General features: G+C 67.5%; 21 protein-coding genes and 1 pseudogene. 3 read left to right on the top strand and 19 right to left on the bottom strand.

Translation table 11 applies throughout. The features are described from left to right. Nucleotides 1–242 precede the first annotated feature (242 nt). Nucleotides 243–1595: pseudogene (gene atzF / locus ACWD4G_RS01295) on the top strand (allophanate hydrolase); the annotation flags it as partial. 98 nt (nt 1596–1693) lie between these two features. Here atzF and ACWD4G_RS01290 read toward each other — a convergent pair. From ACWD4G_RS01290 to ACWD4G_RS01240, 11 genes are all read right to left on the bottom strand, one after another. Continuing rightward, entirely contained in the window at nt 1694–4546 is a 2853-nt protein-coding gene (locus ACWD4G_RS01290; protein WP_451290006.1) for a DEAD/DEAH box helicase, read from the bottom strand. A gap of 162 nt (nt 4547–4708) precedes the next feature. Continuing rightward, nucleotides 4709–5680, bottom strand: coding sequence for a twin-arginine translocase subunit TatC (gene tatC / locus ACWD4G_RS01285; RefSeq protein WP_451290005.1), 972 nt, complete (start codon nt 5678–5680; stop codon nt 4709–4711). Between the two features lie 50 nt (nt 5681–5730). Further along, nucleotides 5731–6018, bottom strand: coding sequence for a Sec-independent protein translocase subunit TatA (gene tatA, locus ACWD4G_RS01280; RefSeq protein WP_451290004.1), 288 nt, complete (start codon nt 6016–6018; stop codon nt 5731–5733). A 259-nt stretch (nt 6019–6277) separates the two neighbouring features. After that, nucleotides 6278–6472: a hypothetical protein gene (locus ACWD4G_RS01275; protein ID WP_451290003.1), complete on the bottom strand. Its 195-nt coding sequence runs from the start codon at nt 6470–6472 to the stop codon at nt 6278–6280. A 9-nt stretch (nt 6473–6481) separates the two neighbouring features. Then, nucleotides 6482–6805 carry a hypothetical protein gene (locus tag ACWD4G_RS01270; protein WP_451290002.1) on the bottom strand — a complete coding sequence of 108 codons (324 nt, stop codon included), beginning with the start codon at nt 6803–6805 and terminating at the stop codon, nt 6482–6484. Between the two features lie 14 nt (nt 6806–6819). Beyond that, nucleotides 6820–7893: a helix-turn-helix transcriptional regulator gene (locus ACWD4G_RS01265; protein WP_451290001.1), complete on the bottom strand. Its 1074-nt coding sequence runs from the start codon at nt 7891–7893 to the stop codon at nt 6820–6822. A 15-nt stretch (nt 7894–7908) separates the two neighbouring features. Continuing rightward, nucleotides 7909–8886: a helix-turn-helix transcriptional regulator gene (locus tag ACWD4G_RS01260; protein WP_451290000.1), complete on the bottom strand. Its 978-nt coding sequence runs from the start codon at nt 8884–8886 to the stop codon at nt 7909–7911. Nucleotides 8887–9039: 153 nt separating this feature from the next. Continuing rightward, nucleotides 9040–9411, bottom strand: coding sequence for an FKBP-type peptidyl-prolyl cis-trans isomerase (locus ACWD4G_RS01255; RefSeq protein WP_451289998.1), 372 nt, complete (start codon nt 9409–9411; stop codon nt 9040–9042). A gap of 62 nt (nt 9412–9473) precedes the next feature. Next, nucleotides 9474–10466 (bottom strand): FKBP-type peptidyl-prolyl cis-trans isomerase, encoded by a 993-nt coding sequence (locus tag ACWD4G_RS01250; protein ID WP_451289997.1) that lies wholly within the window; start codon nt 10464–10466, stop codon nt 9474–9476. 131 nt (nt 10467–10597) lie between these two features. Further along, the gene (gene pafA / locus ACWD4G_RS01245) at nt 10598–11959 is read right to left on the bottom strand and encodes a Pup--protein ligase (protein ID WP_059196529.1); all 1362 of its coding nucleotides are present in this window, start codon (nt 11957–11959) and stop codon (nt 10598–10600) included. Nucleotides 11960–11968: 9 nt separating this feature from the next. Next, on the bottom strand, nt 11969–13228 hold the full coding sequence (locus ACWD4G_RS01240; protein ID WP_451289996.1) for an MFS transporter: 1260 nt from the start codon (nt 13226–13228) through the stop codon (nt 11969–11971). Between the two features lie 108 nt (nt 13229–13336). On the opposite strand from ACWD4G_RS01240, the gene ACWD4G_RS01235 reads away from it, so the two are divergent. Further along, nucleotides 13337–14380: a LacI family DNA-binding transcriptional regulator gene (locus ACWD4G_RS01235; protein ID WP_451289994.1), complete on the top strand. Its 1044-nt coding sequence runs from the start codon at nt 13337–13339 to the stop codon at nt 14378–14380. 93 nt (nt 14381–14473) lie between these two features. On the opposite strand, the gene prcA is transcribed toward ACWD4G_RS01235, so the two are convergent. The 6 genes from prcA to arc form a co-directional block, all read right to left on the bottom strand. Next, nucleotides 14474–15214 (bottom strand): proteasome subunit alpha, encoded by a 741-nt coding sequence (prcA, locus tag ACWD4G_RS01230; RefSeq protein ID WP_451289993.1) that lies wholly within the window; start codon nt 15212–15214, stop codon nt 14474–14476. 60 nt (nt 15215–15274) lie between these two features. Then, nucleotides 15275–16120 carry a proteasome subunit beta gene (prcB, locus tag ACWD4G_RS01225; protein ID WP_451289991.1) on the bottom strand — a complete coding sequence of 282 codons (846 nt, stop codon included), beginning with the start codon at nt 16118–16120 and terminating at the stop codon, nt 15275–15277. Beyond that, complete coding sequence (locus ACWD4G_RS01220; protein WP_451289990.1) at nt 16072–16662, bottom strand: endonuclease VII domain-containing protein; 591 nt, start codon at nt 16660–16662, stop codon at nt 16072–16074. The genes prcB and ACWD4G_RS01220 overlap by 49 nt, the downstream gene beginning before the upstream one ends. A gap of 8 nt (nt 16663–16670) precedes the next feature. Then, nucleotides 16671–16889: a ubiquitin-like protein Pup gene (locus tag ACWD4G_RS01215; RefSeq protein ID WP_071265979.1), complete on the bottom strand. Its 219-nt coding sequence runs from the start codon at nt 16887–16889 to the stop codon at nt 16671–16673. A gap of 195 nt (nt 16890–17084) precedes the next feature. Further along, nucleotides 17085–18596 carry a depupylase/deamidase Dop gene (dop, locus tag ACWD4G_RS01210; RefSeq protein ID WP_451289989.1) on the bottom strand — a complete coding sequence of 504 codons (1512 nt, stop codon included), beginning with the start codon at nt 18594–18596 and terminating at the stop codon, nt 17085–17087. A gap of 243 nt (nt 18597–18839) precedes the next feature. Next, nucleotides 18840–20606 (bottom strand): proteasome ATPase, encoded by a 1767-nt coding sequence (arc, locus tag ACWD4G_RS01205; RefSeq protein ID WP_451289988.1) that lies wholly within the window; start codon nt 20604–20606, stop codon nt 18840–18842. Between the two features lie 245 nt (nt 20607–20851). Between arc and ACWD4G_RS01200 the strand changes: the two genes are divergently transcribed. After that, nucleotides 20852–21157, top strand: a complete 306-nt coding sequence (locus ACWD4G_RS01200; RefSeq protein ID WP_451289986.1) for a ferredoxin — start codon at nt 20852–20854, stop codon at nt 21155–21157. An 81-nt stretch (nt 21158–21238) separates the two neighbouring features. Here ACWD4G_RS01200 and ACWD4G_RS01195 read toward each other — a convergent pair whose 3' ends face one another. After that, on the bottom strand, nt 21239–21811 hold the full coding sequence (locus ACWD4G_RS01195; RefSeq protein ID WP_451289984.1) for a hypothetical protein: 573 nt from the start codon (nt 21809–21811) through the stop codon (nt 21239–21241). Between the two features lie 196 nt (nt 21812–22007). Further along, nucleotides 22008–22910: a tRNA (adenine-N1)-methyltransferase gene (locus ACWD4G_RS01190; RefSeq protein ID WP_451289983.1), complete on the bottom strand. Its 903-nt coding sequence runs from the start codon at nt 22908–22910 to the stop codon at nt 22008–22010. Between the last annotated feature and the right edge of the window lie 86 nt (nt 22911–22996).

Raw genomic sequence — 22996 nt, 5'->3', positions numbered from 1 at the left:
ACGTCGGGCGCCCCATAACCACCCCGGTGGTGTGCGGGCGCCTCACAACCACCCCGGTGGTACGTCGGGCGCCCCATAACCACCCCGGTGGTGTGCGGGCGCCTCACAACCACCCCGGTGGTACGTCGGGCGCCCCATAACCACCCCGGTGGTGTGTGGGCAGTCGTTCCGCAGGGCGGAACGGGTGGGCACACACCACCCACGGTCCGCAGCCGACCACCCACCCCCGCCAAGGAGCACCGATGTCGCCCTCCCCCACCCCCACCCTGACCCGCGTCCGCATGGCCTACGCCCGCATCGAAGCCGTCAACCGCCCCGAACTCTGGATCGACCTACGCCCCCAACCGGAGGTCGAGGCGGAAGCCGAAGCCCTGGACGCCCGCCTCACCACAGGCGCCCACCTCCCCCTCGCCGGCCGCCTCCTCGCGGTGAAGGGCAACATCGACGTCCACGGCCTCCCCACCACCGCCGCCTGCCCGCCCTACGCCTACCCGCCGAAGGCCGACGCCCCCGCCGTGGCCCGCCTCCGCGAGGCCGGCGCGATCGTCCTCGGCACCACGAACATGGACCAGTTCGCCACAGGCCTGGTGGGCACCCGTTCCCCCTACGGCGCCGTCCGCAACGCCCACGCCCCGACCCACATCAGCGGCGGCTCCAGCTCCGGCTCGGCGGTGGCGGTAGCCCTGGGCATCGTGGACCTGGCCCTCGGCACGGACACGGCGGGCTCGGGCAGGGTCCCGGCCGCCTTCAACGGCATCGTCGGCCTGAAACCCACCCGGGGCCTGGTCCCCACCACGGGAGTCGTCCCGGCCTGCGCCTCCCTGGACTGTGTGACGGTGTTCGCCCGCACCCTCCCGGAGGCCGAACAGGCCCTCTCCCACATGACCACCCCACCCACGACCCCGCTCCCGCCCCTCCCTCAACGCCCCCCGGGCCCGTGGCGCATCGCCGTCCCACCCCGCGACCAGCTGGGCGAGGTGGACGACGGCTGGGCGGAGGCGTACGAGACGGCGGTCCACCGACTCACCCGGGCGGGCGCGGTGGTCCAGCCCCTGGACCTGACCCCCTTCACGGAGGCGGCGAAGATGCTCTACCAGGGCGCCTTCGTGGCCGAGCGCTACACAGCCGTAGGCACCTTCATCGACAAGTCACTGGCAGAAGGCACACCCGGCCTGGACCCCACGGTCACCGGCATCATCACCAGAGCCCGAGACATCCCGGCCCACCAACTCTTCGCGGACCAAGCGCACTTGGCCACCCTCCGGGCCCAAGCCCTGACAGAACTGTCCGACGCGGACGCCCTGCTCCTCCCCACCACCCCAGGCCACCCCACCCTCGCCGAGGTGGCGGACGACCCCGTGGGCACCAACACCCGCCTGGGCCGCTTCACCAACTCCACGAACCTCTTCGACCTGGCGGCGGTGGCCGTCCCGGCGGGCGAGGTCAGGGGCCTGCCCTTCGGAGTGATGCTGATCGGCCCGGCCTTCACAGACGACCGCCTGACCCGAATCGGGGCCCTACTCCAGCCAGAGACCCGCCTGGCAGTAGTAGGCGCCCACCTCTCGGACCAGCCCCTGAACGCCCAACTCCAGTCCTACTACTGACACTTCTCACCAAGGGCCGCAGCAAGTCTTCTAGGGGCGCGGGGAACTGCGCGACCAGCCACAGACAACCCGCACCCGCCAGAACACAGCTAGCCCACCGACGAATAGGCCACAACCCCCCGCAACAGCTCATCCACAGCCTTACGCGCAGCCTTGGGCACAGTAGACCCCTCCACAGGAGCGGCAGCGGAAATCTGCCCCAGCACGTCAATCACCTGCTTGCACCACCGCACAAAGTCCCCCGCAGGCATATCGGCCTCCCGAAGCACCTCATCGAGCCCCTTCCCGGAAGCCCACATATAAGCGGCCCAGGCAAACCCGAGATCCGGCTCCCGCTGCCCGACCCCTTCGCTCTGCGTGATCCGGAACTCCTCCTCCAGAGCGTCCAGCCGCCCCCAGATCCGCACCATCTCCCCGAGCGCCGCCTTGGCCTGCCCGGACGGCAGCTTGGGCGCCATGGCGTCGTCCCCGACCCGCGCCTCGTACACGAGCGCGGACACACAGGCGGCCAGCTCAGCGGGCGCGAGCCCTTCCCACACGCCGGCCCGCAGACACTCGCTGGCCAGCAGATCCAGCTCACCGTAGAGCCGGGCGAGCCGCTTCCCGTGCTCGGTGACGTCGTCACCACGCAGATAGTCCAGCTCGGTGAGCAGGGCGACGATCCGGTCGAAGGTCCGCGCGATCGTGTTGGTGCGGCCCTCGATACGCCGCTCCAGCTGCGCGGTGTCCCGCTTGAGCCGGTGGTACCGCTCGGCCCACCGCGCATGGTCCTCACGCTCGTCGCACCCATGGCAGGGGTGCGCCCGCAGGTCGGCCCGCAGCCGGGCGATCTCACGGTCGTCGGCGGCGGCCGCACGCCGCTTGCGCTGCCGGTCGGGCACGAGATGCCCGGCCTTGGTCCGCAGCGCGGACGCGAGGTCCCGGCGGGACTGCGGCGAGCGGGGATTGAAGGACTTCGGGATGCGCATCCGCTCCAGCGCCTCGACCGGCACCGGGAAGTCGATGGACGCCAGCCGCTTGACCTGCCGCTCGGCGGTGAGCACCAGCGGACGCGGCCCGTCGTGGTGTTCGAAGCCCCGGTGGCCGTTGGACCGCCCGGCGGGCAGCCCGGGGTCCAGCACCAGGGCGAGCCCGGCGTACTTGCCGGTCGGCACATGGATGACGTCGCCCGGCTTGAGCCTCTCCAGCGCGACGGCGGCCTCCGCGCGACGCTGGGCGGCTCCCTGCTTGGCCAGTTCGGTCTCGCGGTCCTTCAAGTCCCGCCTGAGGCGCGCGTACTCCTCGAAGTCGCCGAGGTGGCAGGTCATGGAGGCCTTGTAGCCCTCCAGTCCCTCCTCGTTGCGCTGGACCTGCCGTGAAATGCCCACGACCGACTTGTCGGCCTGGAACTGTGCGAACGAGGTCTCCAGCAGCTCCCGCGACCGATGCCGTCCGAACTGCTCGACCAGGTTGACCGCCATGTTGTACGACGGCTTGAAGCTGGAGCGCAGCGGATACGTACGCGTCCCCGCGAGCCCCGCCAGATGATCGGGGTTCATCCCGCGCTGCCACAGCACCACGGCATGGCCCTCGACGTCGATGCCGCGGCGCCCGGCCCGGCCCGTCAACTGGGTGTACTCGCCGGGGGTGATGTCGGCGTGCTGCTCGCCGTTCCACTTGACGAGCTTCTCCAACACCACCGAGCGGGCGGGCATGTTGATGCCGAGGGCGAGGGTCTCGGTGGCGAACACGGCCTTGACGAGGCCGCGTACGAAGAGTTCCTCGACGACCTCCTTGAACGTGGGCAGCATGCCCGCGTGGTGGGCGGCGATTCCGCGTTCCAGGCCCTCCAGCCACTCGTAGTAGCCGAGGACGTGGAGGTCCTCGGCGGGGATGGAGGCGGTGCGTTCCTCGACGAGGGCACGGACCCTGAGGCGGGCGTCGTCGTCGTTGAGGCGGAGGCCGGCGTACAGGCACTGCTGGACGGCGGCCTCGCAGGCGGCGCGGCTGAAGATGAAGGTGATGGCGGGCAACAGGCCCTCGGAGTCGAGCCGTTCGATGACCTCGGGGCGGCTCGGAATCCATACGCGGGAGCGCTGGCGGCGCTCCCGCTCACGGTCGGCCTCGCGCATGGCGCGACCGCGTCTGCGGTCCTGGAACGAGGGCCGGCTGGCCTCCATCCGGGCCATCCGCGTCAAGTCGGGGTTGACGGCCTTCTTGTTGCCCTCGCCCTCCTCGAACAGGTCGTACATCCGGCGTCCGGCGAGGACGTGCTGGAACAGCGGCACGGGCCGGTGCTCGGAGACGATGACCTGGGTGTCGCCGCGGACGGTGTCCAGCCAGTCGCCGAACTCCTCGGCGTTGGACACGGTGGCGGAGAGGGAGACCAGGGTGACCGACTCGGGGAGGTGGATGATCACTTCCTCCCAGACGGCGCCGCGGAAGCGGTCGGAGAGGTAGTGCACCTCGTCCATGACCACATGACCGAGGCCCAGGAGGGTCTGGGAGCCCGCGTACAGCATGTTCCTGAGCACCTCGGTGGTCATCACGACCACGGGGGCGCCGGAGTTGACGCTGTTGTCGCCGGTGAGGAGGCCGACCTTGTCGGCGCCGTAGCGGCGGCACAGGTCGGTGTACTTCTGGTTCGACAGTGCCTTGATGGGTGTCGTGTAGAAGCACTTCTTGCCCTGGCGCAGGGCGAGATGGACGGCGAACTCGCCGACGATCGTCTTGCCCGAGCCGGTGGGGGCGGCGACGAGCACGCCCTTGCCGGCTTCCAGCGCCTGGCAGGCCTCGATCTGGAAGGGGTCGAGACCGAAGTCGTACATCTCGCGGAAGGACGCGAGCGCGGTGGCCTGCTCGGCAGCGCGCCTACGTGCTGCCGCATACCGCTCGGCCGGGGAGAGGTCCTCTGTCATCGTGCTTTCGAGCGTACCGGGCCCCACTGACAACAGGACGATCATTATCCGGATGATTGCCCCCGCACCCCCGCGCATGGAGGCGACGGTGGCGATCGCGGGTCGGGAGGCGGGGGTACGTCCCGGTGGGACGCGCGCTCCCGCGCATGACGGCGGCCGGGTGCGCCTCGTGGGCGCCCCGGCCGCGTTCAGGTTCGGCGGGACGGGTCAGGTGACGTCGTCGTAGCCGTTGATCCGGTCGCGTTCGGTCTCGGGCTCACTCGCCTGGGAGGGCAGTACCCGGCTCGCGGAGACGGATTCGATCTCGCCGATGTCCTCGGGGGTGAGGTCCAGCTCGGAGGCCTCGTCGTCGGCCGGTCCCATGGCATCGCGGCGGGCCCTGCGCCTGTCGTTGGTGAGCGCGATGGCCGTCGCGACGAAGTACAGAATCCAGATGGGGGCCGCCAGCGCCAGCATGGAGATGGGGTCGGTGCTGGGGGTGGCGATCGCCGCGAAGAGCGTGATGCCGAGGATCATGCCCCGCCACCAGCCGGCCATCTTCTTGCCGGAGAGCACTCCGCCGAAGTTCAGCATCACCAGCAGCAGCGGCAGCTCGAAGGAGAGGCCGAAGACGACGATCATCCGCATGATCAGGTTCAGCAGATCGTCGAGGGGGAGCTGGTTGTCGCTTCCGATGATGGAGAACTCCAGCATCACGGACGCCATCTTGGGCAGCGACCAGTAGGCGAAGTACGCCCCCATGACGAACAGGGGGAAGCCGGCGGCGACGAAGCCGAGGCCGTACTTCTTCTCGTGGCGGTGCAGGCCCGGCGCGATGAACGCCCAGAGCTGGTAGAGCCACACCGGGCTGGCGAGGACCACACCCGATGACAGCGAGACCGTGAGGGCGAGTGTGAACGGGCTGAGCAGACCGTTCTGCACGATGCGCGCGCATGTCGTCTCGCCGGTGTCCTTCGCGGTCTCCGCCAGTTCGGCGAAGGACTGGTCGCATCCCACCGCCTGAAGGATGGGATCAGTGAAGAACTGGATGATGTCCTTGTAGAACAGGGCCGCGAAGACCGTCGTGACGACGATCGCCAGCAGGCTCTTCACCAGGCGGTTACGCAGCTCGCGCAGGTGCTCCGCGAGGGGCATCCGCCCCTCGGGATCCTTCTCAGTCTTGCGGGCAGACTTGAGCAACCCACGTCCTCATCTCGTGCGGCAGGCCGGAAATCCGATCCGGCCTTGTATCAGCGCTTGGTGGTGTCCGTCGGCTCGGCGACCGGGCGGGAGCTGGTCACATCGCCGGGGGCGGCCTGGATGGTGCGCTGAGCCGGGGCGTCGTCGTGCTGCGGCGGCGCGGAGGCGGCCGTGGTGTTGTCCTGACCCTCCGACTTCATCGCCTTGGCCTCGCTCTTGAGGATGCGAGCGGACTTGCCGAGCGAGCGCGCCATGTCCGGAAGCTTCTTCGCGCCGAACAGCAGGATGATGACGACGAGGATGAGAATGATCTCGGGAGCGCCGAGCTTTCCGAACATAGGTGTTTACCTTCTCACCGAGGCGGCGGGGGTTAGGGCTGTCCGACCGGTCGGACACCTGTCCGAACGATCGCACTGGCAGCGATCGTAACTCTCAGGGGTGAACACTGGGCAATCCCTGTGCGTCCTCCCAATTCGCGACCCGGGCCTCGTTCTCCGTGCCGCGACAGGCAGCGTACCTGCCGAAGGTATGAAGGTGACAGGGCGAAGTGGCGCAAAACGCACAGGGCCCTCAACTCACAGCGGCCCCGAGCCCAAGTCACAGAGTGTCCACAGAGCGGGCCGCGCTCACCGCCGCCCGCTCCAGGTCCTCCGCCGCCCTGCTGATCCGCCGCGCCGACTCCGACACCTGCGCACCGAGCCTCCGCGCCTCCAGAAAAACCCGCACAGCGAGCACTCCCAGCACGGCAATCCCCACAAAACCCACGGCAACGCCCAACATCGGCCAGAACATGGCTCGACCCTAGCCCGCCGAGTGCAGCCGCAGTGTTCGGACGCCGCCGCCGGTCAGCAGCTCGACGATCCGTTCACCGGCCGGCTTGCGTACGGCGACCCCGCACTCGGGGCAGGTGAAGGAGTAGAAGGTGGTCTTGGTGGAGCCGCCGATGGCGAGCATGAGCGCGCCCGCGCCCAGCTCGAAGCTGGACCGGCAGTCGGGGCACCCGGCCCGGAACACCACGTCGACGGCCCGCCTCATCCCGGCGAAGGCCACCGCCACGGACATCTCCTGCACACCCTGTACGCCCCGCGCCCCTGACACGTCCTGAGCACCCCGCACATCAGACATGGCCGACCCGCCGTTCACAGCCCACGCTCCTGCCCGTCGCACTGCCGTTGTCGAACTCCATGGGCCGCGCCCGCCGAACCACCGGGCCCGTCGGCCACCGTGGAGCCGGGCCCGTCGTACGCCGCCAGCGCCTCGCGGGCGGCCCGGCGGGCGCTGTCGGCGAGGTCCTGCGGCGAGACGATCCTGCCGTCGCGCCCGAGCCTGAGCGCCAGGCGCCGCAGCGAGGCGGGATCGGGGGTACGCAGCGTGATCTTGAGGCCCCCGTCGGGCAGTTCCTCGGCGCTGTCGTGCGGGTAGTACTCGGCGACCCAGCGCCCGCCGGGCCCCACCTCGACGACGACCTCCGGGTCCTCCGCGGCGGGCTGCACCAGCGCCTGGGACAGATCCCGCAACTCGATCTCGGGCGGCGCGGACGGCTCGTCGAGGATCTTGATCTCGGCGACCCGGTCCAGCCGGAACGTACGCCGGGCCTCGGAGCGCCGGCACCAGGCCTCGACATAGGTGTGACCCACGCTGACCAGGCGAATCGGGTCGATCTCGCGTTCGGTGACCTCGTCACGGGCGGGCGAGTAGTAGCGAATCCACAGTCTGCGCCGCTCGGAGATCGCCCGGTCGACATCCGCGAAGACCCCGCCCTCGGCCTCGAACGTCACCGACAGCCGGGAACTGGCGCCCGCCGCCTCCCCGGCCGCGCCCTCCACCTTGGCCGTGGCCCGCAGCAGCGCCTGCCGGTCGCTCTCACGCAGCCCGGGCAGGGTGGCGACGGCACGGGCGGCGACGAGCAGGGCGGTGGCCTCGTCGGCGGCGAGCCGAAGCGGTTCGGCGGCCTCCGCGCCGAGAGCGGCGGGGTTGTGCCACCAGATGCGCTCGCCGTCGGTGTCGATGTCGAGCAGATCACCGCCGCGGAAGCTGGTCCCGCACATGGGCAGCACATCGAGGTCGGAGACCAGTTCGTCCTCGGTGATCCCGAAGGCGCGGGCGACGTCCTCGATCCGGGCGCCGGGCCGCTCCCGCAGATAGGTCACCAGGGACAGCATCCGCCGGGTCTGGTCGATGGCGTTCGCCGGCCGGGCCGGTTTTCCCACCACGTTCTTACGTCCCCCTCAACCCTTGGCCACGGCACGCAGCCGATCCACCACATCGGCCCGCAGCTCGGCAGGCTCCAGGACCACCACGTCCGGCCCGAACTCCACCAGCCAGGCATCCAGACCGTGCCCGTACGGAATCTCCAACTCGTCCCAGCCGTCCCCGAGTTCCCGTACGGCGCCGGCGCGGGCCCGCAGCGGATATCCGGCGTCGGAACGCAGCCGGATCAGCGCGGAACGGTCGGCGGTCTCCCCCGCCCACCCAGCGACGGTCTCCCGCACGGTGACCACATCGGGCACGGGCGCGGTGAAGGCACTGCCCTTGCTGCGGACCTTCCCGGTGATCCGGGACAGCCGGAAGACCCGCTCGGCACCCCGGTCCCGGTCATAGCCGGCGAGATACCAGTGGCCGCGCCAGCACTCCAGCGCCCACGGCTCGACATGACGGGGCTCGGGACGGGCGGCGGTGGCCTTGCGATAGTCGAACACGACGGGCCGGCGGTCCCGGCAGGCCAGCATCAACGGCTCGAACGCGGCCTCATGCACCGGGATACGCGGCTCCAGGGCGCCATGGGCCTCGTAAGGGTCGACGTCCTCGGGAAGACCCGCGGCACGCAACTTCTGGATGGCACCGCTGGCGGCTCCGGCGAGACGGGCCTGCTGCCAGACCTTCGCGGCGAGACCGAGGGCGGCGGCCTCCTCGGCGTCGAGGGTGATGGGAGGGAGGCGGTTGCTGTCACGGCGGGCGAGATAGCCGACCTCACCGTCGAGGTTCTCCACCGTCTCGATGACCAGGCCCAGCTCGCGCAGATCATCCTTGTCGCGCTCGAACATGCGATTGAAGGAATCATCACTGCCGGCTGCACCGATTTCCGGCCTTACGGCCTCGACGTACGCCTCTATGGAATCCCTCAACTCGCGCTTGCTGAGCGGCCGGCGCGTCCCCAGCAGACACAGCGCCAGGTTCATCAACCGCTCGGCCTTGGCAATGGCCATCGACGCCCTTCCCTACGGGTCCTCTGAGGCAAGACCGTACCGCTACGAAGCGTCGCGGCAAAAGCCGAGGGCCCATGCCCGAACAGGCATGGACCCCAGCCGATCGGCTCCGATCGCGATCAGACCGCGACAGCGATCAGACCATGACAGCGATCAGACCGCGATCAGGTCGACCACGAAGATCAGCGTCTCACCGGGCTTGATCGCCGGCGTCGGGCTCTGGTTCCCGTACGCCAGGTGCGCCGGGATGGTCAGCTGACGACGGCCACCGACCTTCATGCCCTGAACACCCTGGTCCCAGCCCTTGATGACCCGGCCGGCACCCAGCGGGAAACGGAACGGCGCACCACGGTTCCAGCTGGCGTCGAACTCCTCACCCGTGGAGAAGGAGACACCCACATAGTGCACGGTGACGGTCTGACCCGCCCGGGCCACCTCGCCCTCGCCCTCCCAGATGTCCTTGATCTCCAGGTCCGCCGGCGGCTCACCCTCGGGGAAATCGATCTCGGGCTTGTCAATGCTCACGTCTTCAAGCTCCTGCTTTGTACGAACAAGGCAACGCGGAACAGTCTCGCATCCAGCGGCTCTCACATCTTCGCGAGGATGTCCACGACGAACACCATCGTGGAGTCCTTCTTGATGTCACTGCCACTCGGCGGCGTGTCCCCGTACCCCAGCTCCGGCGGAATCACGATGAGCAGACGGCTGCCCACCTTCTTCCCCGCCATACCCTGCTGCCACCCCTTGACGACCTGCTGCAGCCCGAACGAACTCAGCTGCTCCCGGCTGTACGAGGAGTCGAACTCCTTGCCCGTGTCCCAGATGACGCCCTTGTACTGCACCAGCAGACTGTCGTCGGCGCCGATCTCGGGGCCGTCGCCCTCCAGGATGTAGTTCGCCACCAGCTTCGTCGGCGGGTCCACCTTCGGCACCTCGATCGACGGCGCCTTCCCGTCGGTGTTCGTGCCCACCTTCGGCAGATCCACATTGTCCTGCGCCACCTGCTCGCCCTTGGCGGAGCTCTTGGCGTTGAACGTGTTCTGGATGTCCACCACGAACACCAGCGTGTCCGTGCCCTTGATCCCCGCCTGCTGATTGCCGTCCGTGCCATAACCCCACGTCGGAGGCACCGCCATCTCGACCCGGCTGCCGGCCTTCTTCCCCGTCAGCGCATACCGCCAGCCGTCGATGATGCCCTGCGGCGAAAGCTGGATCACCAGCGGCGTCTTCCGGTCGTACGAGTTGTCGAAGACCTTCGCCGTCGCCCAGATCTGCCCCAGATAGTTCGCCTGGATGTAGTCACCCTCCGCGACCGTCTGCCCGCTGCCCGCGATGACCGTCTTCACCGCCAGATCCTTCGACGGATCACCACTGCCCTTGGCGACCGTCGGCTTCTCGTCGAACTTCTCACCCGCCGTGATCGCCGGCAACGGCCCGTCCACGATCTTCGGCGGCGGCGCCGCACTCGCCGACGCCGACGGGCTGCCGTCGGTCTTGGCCGAGTCGGACGTGTCGTCCCCACACGCGGACAGCGTGAGCAGCCCGGCGGGAACAGCGATCAGAAGAGAGCGTCGGCGCACGGTGAGAGCCTCGTTCGGTCGATCTTGCGGATGACGTGCGCGCAACTCTACGACGTAGGAAGGGCGCCGTACGGCATAACGTACGGCGCCCCGCGTCGCGTTCCGACAAACCCAGCCGGAACTTATCCGCGCTACATTCCCGCGATCAGCTTCTCCACCCGATCGTCCACCGAACGGAACGGGTCCTTGCACAACACCGTGCGTTGCGCCTGGTCATTGAGCTTCAAGTGCACCCAGTCGACCGTGAAATCACGACGCTGTTCCTGCGCACGACGGATGAAGTCACCACGAAGACGCGCCCGAGTCGTCTGCGGCGGAACCGACTTGCCCTCGAAGATCTTCAAGTCATTGCAGATACGAGCGGCTTGCCCTTTCCTCTCCAGAAGGTAGTACAACCCACGACGACGGTGGATGTCGTGATACGCGAGGTCTATCTGCGCGACCCGCGGATGCGACATCGTCATGTTGTGCTTCGCCCGGTACCGCTCGATGAGCTTGTACTTCATCACCCAGTCGATCTCGGTACCGATCCGGTCCAGGTCCTCCGCCTCGATCGCGTCCAGCGTGCGACCCCACAGCTCCAGCACCTGCTCGACCGTGCCCGTACGAATACCACGACGCTCACAGAAGTCCACGGCCTTCTCGTAGTACTCCCGCTGCACCTCCAGCGCCGAGGCCTCCCGACCACTGGCCAGACGCACCTTGCGCCGGCCCGTGATGTCATGGCTGACCTCACGGATCGCCCGAATCGGGTTCTCCAGGGTCAGATCCCGCATCACCGTGCCCGCCTCGATCATCCGCAGCACCAGATCGGTCGCACCGACCTTCAGCAGCATCGTCGTCTCGGACATGTTCGAGTCACCCACGATGACATGCAGACGACGGTAACGCTCGGCGTCCGCATGCGGCTCATCACGCGTATTGATGATCGGACGGGAACGGGTCGTCGCCGAACTGACACCCTCCCAGATGTGCTCCGCCCGCTGACTCACGCAGTACACCGCACCACGCGGCGTCTGCAGCACCTTGCCCGCCCCACACAGCAACTGCCGCGTCACCAGGAACGGAATAAGGATGTCGGCCAGCCGGGAGAACTCCCCGTGCCGCGCCACCAGATAGTTCTCATGGCAACCGTACGAGTTGCCCGCCGAGTCCGTGTTGTTCTTGAAGAGGTAGACGTCGCCCGCGATTCCCTCCTCGTGCAGGCGGCGTTCCGCGTCGACCAGCAGCCCTTCCAGAATGCGCTCGCCGGCCTTGTCGTGAGTGACCAGCTCGGTCACGTTGTCACATTCGGGTGTCGCGTATTCGGGATGCGAGCCCACGTCCAGATACAGACGGGCCCCGTTCCGCAGAAACACATTGCTGCTGCGGCCCCATGACACGACACGGCGGAAGAGGTACCGCGCCACCTCGTCAGGAGACAGACGGCGCTGTCCCCTGAACGTGCACGTGACGCCGTACTCGTTCTCCAGCCCGAAAATGCGGCGGTCCATGACTGAACATTACGCCCGATCCACCGAGCTGAAACGGGGTTCGACAGCACGGTTCGGATCATTTTCCGACGACCCCGCCACCACCCCACCCCCCGAAGGAACAGCCAGAACCCGCCCCGTGGCCAGCAGAACCAGCAACGACACCGCCCCCGCCGCACCCGGCACCACAAACCCCCAGACGGTCCCACCCCACTCCACCACCGGCCCCGCCACGGCCGTCCCCAACGACTGCCCCACCGTGAACGTCGTCACGATCCACGAGAACGCCTCCGTCACCGTCCCCCGCGGCGCATACCGATCCACCAGCACAAACCCACACGCGATCGCCGGCGCCAAAAACACCCCCGCGAGCGCCGTCAACCCCGTCATCCCCACCGGCCCCGGCATCACCAACAACGGCACATAACACACCGCCAGCAACGCCACCAACCCCCGCAGTCGACGCTCCGGCGCCCCCCGCCACCCCCACGCCCCGTACGCCGTACCACCCACCAGCGCCCCGAACCCCAGCCCCGCCATCAACCACCCATAAACCACATCCCCACCATGGCCATCCGCATACGACACGGCCGCCACAGTGATCGACCCCAACGCGACCCCCACGAACAAAAACGCCCCCAGCAACACCAACAACCCCGGCGAACGCAACGCCCCCAGCCAATGCGCCTCACGCGGCGCCGAACGCCACGCCCGCGACGGCGGCGACACCACCACCCACAACGCCCCCACCACCCCGATCACGCTCAACACCACCAACGCCACCGACGCCGACCACAACGACACACACAACGTCACCAACAACGGCCCGACCGTGAACATCACCTCCTGCGCCACCGCGTCCATCGCATACGCCGTATGCACCTGCTCCTCCCGACGCAGCACACTCGGCCACAACGCCCGCAGCCCGCCCTCCAACGGCGGCGTGAACAACCCCGCCACCGCGATCGCGAGATACGCCACCGGCAGCGGCTCCAACCCGACGAACGCGAAAACGGTCATCCCCACGGCGGACAGGACCGCCGCCGACAACTGCACCCGCGGCTGACCATGAAGATCCACCAGCCGCCCCAGCAACGGCTGCCCCACCGCGTTCGCCACCCCGTACACCGCCACCAGCGCCCCCGCCAGGCTGTACGTCCCACCCTCCGCCCGCACGAACAACACGACCGCGATCGCCGCCGTCGCGTTCGGCAACCGCCCCACCAACGTCCCGGCCAGCAACCGCGCGGCATGCCGCGCCCTGAGGATCTCCAGATATCCGGCGGCCATGTCCTGCCTCTCGACGGGCGGTCAACGAAGGAAGTGTTACGTATAACGTCCGCTGTCATACGTACCATGAGCCCAGTCCACGAGTCCACACGAAGGAGCAGACCGACGGTGGCACGAGGTACCACCCGGCCCACGAGCCGCGACGTCGCCCAGGCCGCCGGAGTCTCCCAGGCCGCCGTCTCCCTCGTCCTCGGCGACAAATGGCGCGGCCGCGTCTCAGAAACCACCGCCGAACGCGTACGAGCCGCCGCCCACGAACTCGGCTACCGCCCCAACCTCGCCGCCCGCAACCTCCGCCTCGGCCACACCAGAACCATCCTCCTCGTCGTCCCCGCCCTCACCACCGAATTCTTCGGCGGCGTCTACACCGGCGCCGCCCGCATCGCCGCCCGCCACGGCTTCGGAGTCGTCCTCTACCCCTCCCCCGAAGGCGTCGGCCCCGCCCGCAACCCCTTCGCCTCCGCCCAAGCCGCCCTCGACGGCGTCATCGCCTCCTCCATGGCAGCCGACGCCCTCACCCCCATCCGCGGCGACCAACTCCCCCTCGTCATGCTCGACAGCGACCCACACGGCAGCCTCGGCGCCGCCACCGTCAACCTCGACATCCGCGACGGCGTACGCCAAGTCACCGAACACCTCCTCGGACTCGGCCACAGACACTTCCTGCACCTCGCCGCCGACATCCCCTCCTGGACCTTCCAAGTACGCGCACACGAACTCACCACACGACTCGCAGCCGTACCCGGCACCACAGTCACCACCACCGCCGCACCGATCTCCATCGAGGACGCCAGAGCAGCCACCGAAGCCGCCCTCAGCGGACCAAAGACCCGACGGACAACCGACACCGGCCCCTGGAAACACCCCACCGCACTCGTCTGCGACGACGACAAACTCGCAGCCGGCGCCTACAAAGCCGCACGCCGACTCGGCCTCCGCGTACCCGAAGACATCTCCATCACCGGCCTCGACGACCTCGCCCTCGCCACAGCCCTCGACCCCGAACTCACCACCGTCCGACTCGACGCCGAACTCTTCGGAGAACGCGGCATGGAAGCCCTCCTCGCCGTCCTGGAAGGCCGCACACCAGCCGAGGGAGACATCCCCGTGGAACTCGTGATCCGAGGCTCCACAGCCCCACCAGGACCGTAAGCCCCCAAACGCCGCGCGCCCCGGCCTGAGACAGCCGGGGCGCACTACGGGCGAATTTCCCTACTCAGCGGGCCTCACCCAGCGGGGCCCTGCTCACTCCTCCTCGTCGGCGCTCTCGGCCTCCGTAGCCGCACCCTCCGACTCCAACAACCGCGACAGCTGACGCCCGACGATCCGCTTGAACTTCCGCTGCTGCGGACGCGTCCGATCCAACACAGCCACCTCAAGACGCTCCGCCGGAATCTCCCGCTGCGTGCCATTGGTGTCACGCGACAACGCCTGAACAGCCAACTTCAACGCCTCAGCCAGAGACATCCCGTCCTGATGACGCTGATCCAGATAGCTACTGATCTGCTCGGCATTCCCACCGACCGCCACCGAGCCATGCTCGTCCACGATCGAACCATCATGCGGCAACCGATAGATCTGATCACCCTCCGGGGTCTCCCCCACCTCGGCCACCACCAACTCCACCTCATACGGCTTCTCAGCCGCCGAGGAGAAAATGGTGCCCAGGGTCTGGGCATAGACGTTCGCGAGACCGCGAGCAGTCACATCGTCACGGTCGTAGGTGTACCCCCGAAGATCGGCATACCGCACACCACCGATCCGCAGATTCTCGTACTCGTTGTACTTACCGGCCGCCGCGAAGCCGATCCGGTCATAGATCTCGCTGAACTTGTGCAACGCACGGGACGGATTCTCACCGACGAACACGATGCCGTCGGCATACTGCAGCACGACCAGACTCCGGCCGCGCGCGATCCCCTTCCGGGCATACTCCGCCCGGTCGGCCATCGCCTGCTGGGGTGAGACATAGAACGGCGTCGACACCGGCTAACCGTCCCTTTCTGTCGAAGTCACTGGATCACCTTCAAAAGACCGAACCACCGCCTACAGCAGCGCGGCCCGCGGCCCGTCGGGCTGCTCCAGACGCCGCTCCAGAATGGAACGAGCGATCTCAGAGGACTCGTCATCCCCGAGCCGACGGAAACCGTCCTCGCTGATCACGGTGACGATCGGGTAGATCCGGCGCGCGACATCGGGACCACCGGTCGCCGAGTCGTCGTCAGCCGCGTCGTAGAGGGCCTGCACCACGAGAGTCGTGGCCTGGTCCTCGGTCAGGTCGTCCCGGTAGAGCTTCTTCATGGCGCCCCGCGCGAAGATCGAACCCGAACCGGTGGCCGCATACCCCCGCTCCTCAGAACGACCACCCGTCACGTCGTACGAGAAGATCCGGCCCTTCTCGTAGTCCACGTCATAGCCGGCGAACAGCGGCACCACGGCCAAGCCCTGCATGGCCATGCCCAGATTGGAACGGATCATGGTCGACAGCCGGTTCGCCTTGCCCTCCAAGGAGAGCTGCGTACCCTCCACCTTCTCGAAGTGCTCCAGCTCCAACTGGAACAGCTTCACCATCTCCACGGCCAGCCCCGCCGTACCGGCGATCCCGACAGCCGAGTACTCATCCGCCGGGAACACCTTCTCGATGTCCCGCTGCGCGATCATGTTCCCCATCGTCGCCCGACGGTCACCCGCGAGCACCACACCACCCGGGAACGTCACAGCCACGATCGTCGTCCCATGCGGAGCCTCGATCACACCCTGAGTCGGCGGCAGCTGCCGCTTGCCGGGGAGCATCTCCGGCTGGTGCTCCGACAGAAAGTCCATGAAGGACGACGACCCAGGCGTCAGGAAGGCAGCTGGTAGACGCCCGGTGCTACGAGTGTTGGCTTCCACGCGTTTCCTTCCACATACGTCGCAGCCCGCCTTATGGCATCGGGCCGATCCTTGAACTGCCCCAGCGCCGCGTTACAGCTGAAGCACAGTACGCCTCGGACCCTACCCGTCTCGTGGCAGTGATCCACATGCACCGGCAAAGCCGCCAAACATATGCAGCAGACGCCGCCTTGGGAGGCGATCAGCTCGTCGCGTTCGGCTTCGGTGATGCCGTACTCACGCTTCAGGTGGTCCTGCCTGGACTGCACGGCTCGGCACGCCTTGCAGCGAGTGGACAGGCCGTCGGATGCAGTGCCATTGCGATGCCACTCGCTGTGAGGCTTGACCTCACCGCACGTCCGGCAGAGCTTGTGCCCGTCGGGTACGTCGGCTTTCTCTCGAACCGTCTTGCCGCGTGCTTCTTGGCGTCGCCGGTAGTACTCGGCCGCGCATTCACGGCAGTTGGCCTGCAGACCATCAGGTCGCGACCGGTTGCTCGCGAATGCGTCGGCCGGAAGCACTTGCTGGCAAGCCGAGCACTTCTTCGACCCCCCATCGTTCATGGATGTGACTACTGTCCACCCTTTTGAACGAACGAGCGTACGAAATCCTCTGCATTTTCTTCCAAGACGTCGTCGATCTCGTCCAGAACCGAGTCCACGTCATCGCTCAGCTTCTCGTGCCGTTCCTTGAGGTCCTCGCTCGCCTGAGCCTCGGGGGCCTGCTCCTCGACCTCCTCGGTCGAGCGTGTGGCCTTCTGCTGTCCGCCGCCGGTGTCCTTGGTCGCCATAACCCTCACCCCGCTCTGTTGCCCGACATGGTCGGCAGGTCGGCATTCCTGCCGATCGGTGATGATCAGACCCTACAAGCCGGGTCTGACATTGGCCCCGTTGTTTCCTGTATCCACAACGTCCGGGGACCACCTCGATGATTCCCGGACGTCGTTGTTTCCACCCTGCCCCGAAGATCGGGGGTGCAACCTCTTTCAGCCGCCCGACAGGACCCTGACCAGGTCTTCTGCGGTGCGGCAGCGGTCGAGGAGCTCTTTGACGTGATTTCGCGTTCCGCGTAGTGGTTCGAGGGTTGGGACGCGTTGGAGGGAGTCCCGGCCCGGGAGGTCGAAGATCACGGAGTCCCAGGAGGCGGCGGCGACGTCGTCGGCGTACTGCTCCAGGCAGCGGCCGCGGAAGTACGCGCGGGTGTCCTCCGGGGGCTTGGTGCGGGCTGTGTCGACGTCGGTCTCGTCCAGGAGTCGTTTCATCTTGCCGCGGGCGACGAGGCGGTTGTAGAGGCCTTTCTCGGCGCGTACGTCGGCGTACTGGAGGTCGACGAGGTGGAGCCTGGCGGCGTCCCAGTCGAGGCTGTCGCGGCGGCGGTAGCCCTCCATGAGTTCTTTCTTGGCGACCCAGTCGAGTTCTCCGGAGAGGCTCATGGGGTCGTTCTCGAGGCGGGTGAGGGTGTCCTCCCAGCGGGTGAGGACGTCCTTGGTCTGTTCGTCGGCGTCGGAGCCGTAGCGTTCCTCCACGTATTTGCGTGAGAGCTCGTAGTACTCCATCTGGAGTTGTACGGCGGTCAGGGTGCGTCCGCTGCGGAGGGTGACGAGGCGTTGCAGGGTGGGGTCGTGGGAGACCTGGTGGAGGGTGCGTACGGGTTGGTCGACGGCCAGGTCGACGGCGATGAAGCCGTCCTCGATCATGGAAAGGACCAGGGCCGTCGTCCCGAGTTTCAGGTACGTCGAGATCTCCGAGAGATTCGCGTCGCCGATGATCACATGCAGGCGGCGGTACTTCTCCGCGTCCGCGTGTGGCTCGTCCCGGGTGTTGATGATGGGACGCTTCAGCGTCGTCTCCAGGCCGACCTCGACCTCGAAGTAGTCCGCGCGCTGGCTGATCTGGAAGCCGTGTTCGTGGCCGTCCTGGCCGATGCCTACGCGGCCGGCGCCGGTGACGACCTGGCGGGAGACGAAGAAGGGGGTGAGGTGGCGCACGATGTCGGAGAAGGGGGTTTCCCGCTTCATGAGGTAGTTCTCGTGCGTGCCGTAGGAGGCGCCTTTGTTGTCGGTGTTGTTTTTGTAGAGGTGGATGGGTTGGGCGCCGGGGAGCTGGGCGGCGCGGTCTGCCGCTTCGGCCATGATGCGTTCGCCGGCTTTGTCCCAGAGGACGGCGTCGCGGGGGTTGGTGACTTCGGGTGCGCTGTATTCGGGGTGGGCGTGGTCGACGTAGAGCCTGGCTCCGTTGGTGAGGATGACGTTGGCGAGGCCGATGTCCTCGTCGGTGAGCTGGCTGGCGTCGGCGGCTTCGCGGGCGAGGTCGAAGCCTCGCGCGTCTCGCAGGGGGTTTTCTTCCTCGAAGTCCCAGCGGGCTCGTCGGGCCCGGTGCATCGCCGCGGCGTAGGCGTTGACGATCTGGGACGAGGTGAGCATGGCATTGGCATTGGGGTGGCCGGGGACGGAGATCCCGTACTCCGTCTCGATGCCCATTACTCGCCGTACGGTCATGCGGCCCTCCTTGCCCGGCGGCGTCCTCGGTCGGGGACGCTGCTCAAGTACCGCTGGCGCTCCGGTGCGTGTGCGGTGCCCGTCCCCGCACTGTGCGATGTGGCGGTATGAAAGAGCCTAGAACGCCTCCGCGCCGGCGGGGAGATCATTTGCGTCATTGCCTTGCTCGCCTTTGGTGCGGTCGTGGCCTGAAATGCGGCGGCTGCGGGTGCCCGGTGGGGGCACCCGCAGCCGCCCTTTGTGTTACAGGTACTGACCGGTATTGGCCACCGTGTCGATGGAGCGTCCGGTGTCGGCGCCCTGCTTTCCGGTGATCAGGGTACGGATGTAGACGATCCGTTCGCCCTTCTTTCCGGAGATTCGGGCCCAGTCGTCCGGGTTGGTGGTGTTGGGGAGGTCTTCGTTCTCCTTGAACTCGTCCACGCATGCTTGGAGGAGGTGGGAGACGCGGAGGCCTTTTTGGTTCTTTTCGAGGAAGTCCTTGATGGCCATTTTTTTGGCGCGGCCGACGATGTTTTCGATCATGGCGCCGGAGTTGAAGTCCTTGAAGTAGAGGACTTCTTTGTCTCCGTTGGCGTAGGTGACTTCCAGGAAGCGGTTTTCCTCGGATTCGGCGTACATGTGTTCCACTGCCGTCTGGATCATGCTTTGGACGGTGGTGGCCTTGCTGTCTCCGTGTTCGCCGAGGTCGTCGGCGTGGAGGGGGAGGCGCTCGGTGAGGTACTTGCCGAAGATGTCCTTGGCGGCCTCGGCGTCGGGACGTTCGATTTTGATCTTCACGTCGAGTCGGCCGGGGCGGAGGATGGCGGGGTCGATCATGTCCTCGCGGTTGGAGGCGCCGATGACGACCACGTTCTGGAGGCCTTCGACTCCGTCGATCTCGGCGAGGAGCTGGGGGACGATGGTGTTTTCCACGTCGGAGCTGACGCCGGAGCCGCGGGTGCGGAAGAGGGATTCCATCTCGTCGAAGAAGACGATGACGGGGGTGCCTTCGCTGGCCTTTTCGCGGGCTCGCTGGAAGACGAGGCGGATCTGCCGTTCGGTCTCGCCGACGTATTTGTTGAGGAGCTCGGGGCCCTTGATGTTGAGGAAGAAGCTCTTGCCGGCGGCCTGGCCGGTCACTTCGGCGACCTTCTTGGCCAAAGAGTTGGCGACGGCCTTGGCGATGAGCGTCTTGCCGCATCCGGGGGGTCCGTAGAGCAGGACGCCCTTGGGTGGGCGCAGTTCGTGCTCCTTGAACAGGTCGGGGTAGAGGTACGGGAGCTCGACCGCGTCGCGGATGGCTTCGATCTGGTTGCCGAGGCCGCCGATCTGCTCGTAGCCGATGTCGGGGACCTCTTCGAGGACGAGTTCTTCGACCTCGCTCTTGGGGACGACCTCGTAGACGTAGCCGGAGCGGGGTTCGAGCAGGAGGGCGTCGCCGGGGCGGATGGTGACGTCCAGCAGCGGCTCGGCGAGCCGTACCACCCGTTCCTCGTCGGTGTGCCCGAGCACCAGGGCGCGCTCGCCGTCCTCAAGGATCTCCTTGAGGGTGACGATGTCCCCGACGCGCTCGAATTCCATGGCTTCGACCACGTTGAGTGCTTCGTTGAGCATGACTTCCTGGCCGCGCCTGAGGTCGTCCAGGTCGACGCTGGGGCTGACGTTCACGCGGAGTTTGCGGCCTCCGGTGAAGATGTCGGCCGTGCCGTCCTCGTTCGCCGTGAGGAAGACACCGAAGCCGGCCGGGGGCTGTGCGAGCCGGTCGACTTCTTCCTTGAGGGCCACGATCTGGTCGCGGGCCTCACGGAGCGTGTTGGCGAGCCGCTCGTTCTGTGCGGACACGCCGGCCAGGTTGGTCTGCAGCTCGACGATCCGCTCTTCGAGAATCCTCGTGTGTCGCGGAGAGTCGGCGAGCTTGCGTCGCAGGACGGCGATCTCCTGCTCAAGGTAGGCAATCTGACCGGCGGGGTCGTCGGACCCCCGTCCCGGGCGGATGCCGCGGTTCATGTCGTCGTCGTGGGCTGCCACGGTCCTCACCTCCTCCAAGGGGAGCTGGACGCTTCCAGACCCTACCTGGGTGGGTGTCGATTGAAACCCCTAGATCACAAAGACGGTCGGGGTGTGTCCGATCTTCACCCTTGCGCTCTCCCTCACGCCAGGGGAATACCCACGGAACATGATTGGAAAGCGGGCCCGGGTAGGGTCGAAGTGTTCAACACCCGTCAGAGCCTGCATCGTTCCCGATCGGCTCGACGTTTGAGGGAGCTGCGGAGATGGCCGTGCGGCAGGAGGCCCAAGTCGTGGGCGAGGCGCTGGAGGTCTGGATCGATCAGGACCTGTGCACGGGGGACGGGATCTGTGCCCAGTACGCGCCCGAGGTGTTCGAGTTGGACATCGACGGGCTGGCGTATGTGAAGGGCGTGGACGAGGAGTTGTTGCAGGCCCGGGGGGCCACAACGCCCGTTCCGTTGACGCTTCTCACGGATGTGGTGGACTCGGCGAGGGAGTGTCCGGGCGAGTGCATCCATGTGCGTCGGGTTTCGGACAGGGTCGAGGTGTTCGGTCCGGACGCGGAGTGACCGGGCGGGCACTCCGCGCGATCTTGTGTCTGCTTTCTCACACCGGGTTTGCCGGGTGATCACTTGGTGTTGGGCGGGGTGTCACACGTTTTGGGTGCCGGCGGGTGTGGAGCGTACGAACGCCCCGTTCTTCCACTGCCACTTGGTCTCGTGGGTGATGTCGGGGCAGCAGTTGGGGACGTCGGTGGAGGAGTAGCCGTGGATGGTGGCGGTGACGGCTCCGTCACGGACGGCGAGGTTGGAGACGGTGTTGCGGTCCTTGGCGGCGATGAGGGTGGCGACGACGCGGGGGGTGGCGGCGTCGGTGGCGCGGGTGAGGACGTAGAGGGTGTCGGGTGGGGTGCCCATGCTGGCGTCGCAGTGGACGGTGACGGCGGTTTCGGGGCGGCCGTCTCCGTCGAGGTCTCCTGATGCCTTCTGTTTGATGACGAGGTCGACGGGTCCGCAGTCGAGTGGGAGGTCCGTGTCGGCGGGGTCGGGGGCGGTGACCACGGCGGGTGCCGGCTTGGGTTCGGGGCCGGGCTGGGCGGCTCTCGCCGCGTCGGGTTGGAGTGCCGACGACAGGGCCACGACCGCGGCGAGGGCGGTGGCCGTGGCGAGCCAGTGGATCGGGCGGGGGTGCGCGTGTGCCAGTTCCGGGACCGCGGATTGCACTAGGAGCGTCTCCTGAGGGTGCTGTGCCGGTTGGGATGACCCGCATGGTGCCACACGTCACAGTGGGGTCGGAACGGTGGGGTGCGGGGTTGTCGCGGCTTTGGGGTGGCGCGTCAACGGGAAAGCGCCGTGGCCGAGTTCCCGTGCGCTGTGGGGAACTCGGCCACGTCAAGGCCGCGTTGATACGGGGCGGGGTTCAGCGGGTGGTGCCGCCGTCGGCGTTGGGGCCTGCGTAGTCCTCGCCGTAGGCGCCCTTGGCGGGGCGGCGGCGGCGCATGGGGGGCTCGACGCCGTCGGCGAGGCGGCGGGCGGTGAGCAGGAAGCCGGTGTGGCCGATCATGCGGTGGTCGGGGCGGACGGCGAGGCCCTCGATGTGCCAGTTGCGGATCATCGTCTCCCAGGCGGTCGGCTCGTTGAAGGAGCCGATCTCGCGGATGGATTCGACGGTCCGGGCGAGTTGGGTGGTGGTCGCCACGTAGCAGCAGAGGATGCCGCCGGGGACGAGGGCCTTGGAGACTGCTTCGAGGCATTCCCAGGGGGCGAGCATGTCGAGGATGACGCGGTCGACGTCGGTGTCGCTGAGGTTGTCCTGGAGGTCGCCGACGGTGAGTTGCCAGGCGGGGTGGGGGCCGCCGAAGTAGCGCTCGACGTTGGCCTGGGCGATCTCGGCGAAGTCCGCGCGGCGCTCGTAGCTGTGGAGCATGCCCTGGTCGCCGATGGCGCGCAGCAGGAAGCTGCTGAGTGAGCCGGAGCCGACGCCTGCCTCGACGACGCGTGCGCCGGGGAAGATGTCGGCGAAGGCGAGGATCTGCCCCGCGTCCTTGGGGTAGACCACGGCGGCGCCGCGGGGCATGGACAGGACGTAGTCGGGGAGCAGGGGGCGCAGCGCCAGGTAGGCGACGTTCCCTGTGGTGCGGACAACACTGCCCTCGGGTGCGCCGATCAGCTCGTCGTGGGGGAAGGAACCCTTGTGGGTGTGGAAGTTCTTTCCCTCTTCGAGCGTGAACGTGTAGTGGCGTCCCTTGGGGTCGGTGAGCTGGACCTGGTCCCCGACCTTGAAGGGCCCGCGTCGGCGGGCGGCACCGGTCGGTTCGGACATGTGAATAAGCCTACCGGCGTTTGGCAGGGCCGGTGACCACGGTTTGGGGGGCCTGGGGTTTGTGGCGGTGGTGCGGGTTCGTCGTG

The sequence above is a fragment of the Streptomyces sp. NPDC002643 genome (assembly GCF_053592555.1).
The sequence above is the reverse complement of the archived record's forward strand: the minus strand, read 5'-3'. Positions and strand labels throughout refer to the sequence as shown.

Coding starts and splice junctions, on each gene's coding strand:
- ACWD4G_RS01290 (WP_451290006.1), bottom strand. CDS start 4,546: ATGATCGTCCTGTTGTCAGTGGGGCCCGGTACGCTCGAAAGCACGATG.
- tatA (WP_451290004.1), bottom strand. CDS start 6,018: ATGTTCGGAAAGCTCGGCGCTCCCGAGATCATTCTCATCCTCGTCGTC.
- ACWD4G_RS01275 (WP_451290003.1), bottom strand. CDS start 6,472: ATGTTCTGGCCGATGTTGGGCGTTGCCGTGGGTTTTGTGGGGATTGCC.
- ACWD4G_RS01270 (WP_451290002.1), bottom strand. CDS start 6,805: ATGTCTGATGTGCGGGGTGCTCAGGACGTGTCAGGGGCGCGGGGCGTA.
- ACWD4G_RS01260 (WP_451290000.1), bottom strand. CDS start 8,886: ATGGCCATTGCCAAGGCCGAGCGGTTGATGAACCTGGCGCTGTGTCTG.
- pafA (WP_059196529.1), bottom strand. CDS start 11,959: ATGGACCGCCGCATTTTCGGGCTGGAGAACGAGTACGGCGTCACGTGC.
- ACWD4G_RS01240 (WP_451289996.1), bottom strand. CDS start 13,228: ATGGCCGCCGGATATCTGGAGATCCTCAGGGCGCGGCATGCCGCGCGG.
- ACWD4G_RS01220 (WP_451289990.1), bottom strand. CDS start 16,662: ATGAACGATGGGGGGTCGAAGAAGTGCTCGGCTTGCCAGCAAGTGCTT.
- ACWD4G_RS01215 (WP_071265979.1), bottom strand. CDS start 16,889: ATGGCGACCAAGGACACCGGCGGCGGACAGCAGAAGGCCACACGCTCG.
- dop (WP_451289989.1), bottom strand. CDS start 18,596: ATGACCGTACGGCGAGTAATGGGCATCGAGACGGAGTACGGGATCTCC.
- ACWD4G_RS01200 (WP_451289986.1), top strand. CDS start 20,852: ATGGCCGTGCGGCAGGAGGCCCAAGTCGTGGGCGAGGCGCTGGAGGTC.
- ACWD4G_RS01190 (WP_451289983.1), bottom strand. CDS start 22,910: ATGTCCGAACCGACCGGTGCCGCCCGCCGACGCGGGCCCTTCAAGGTC.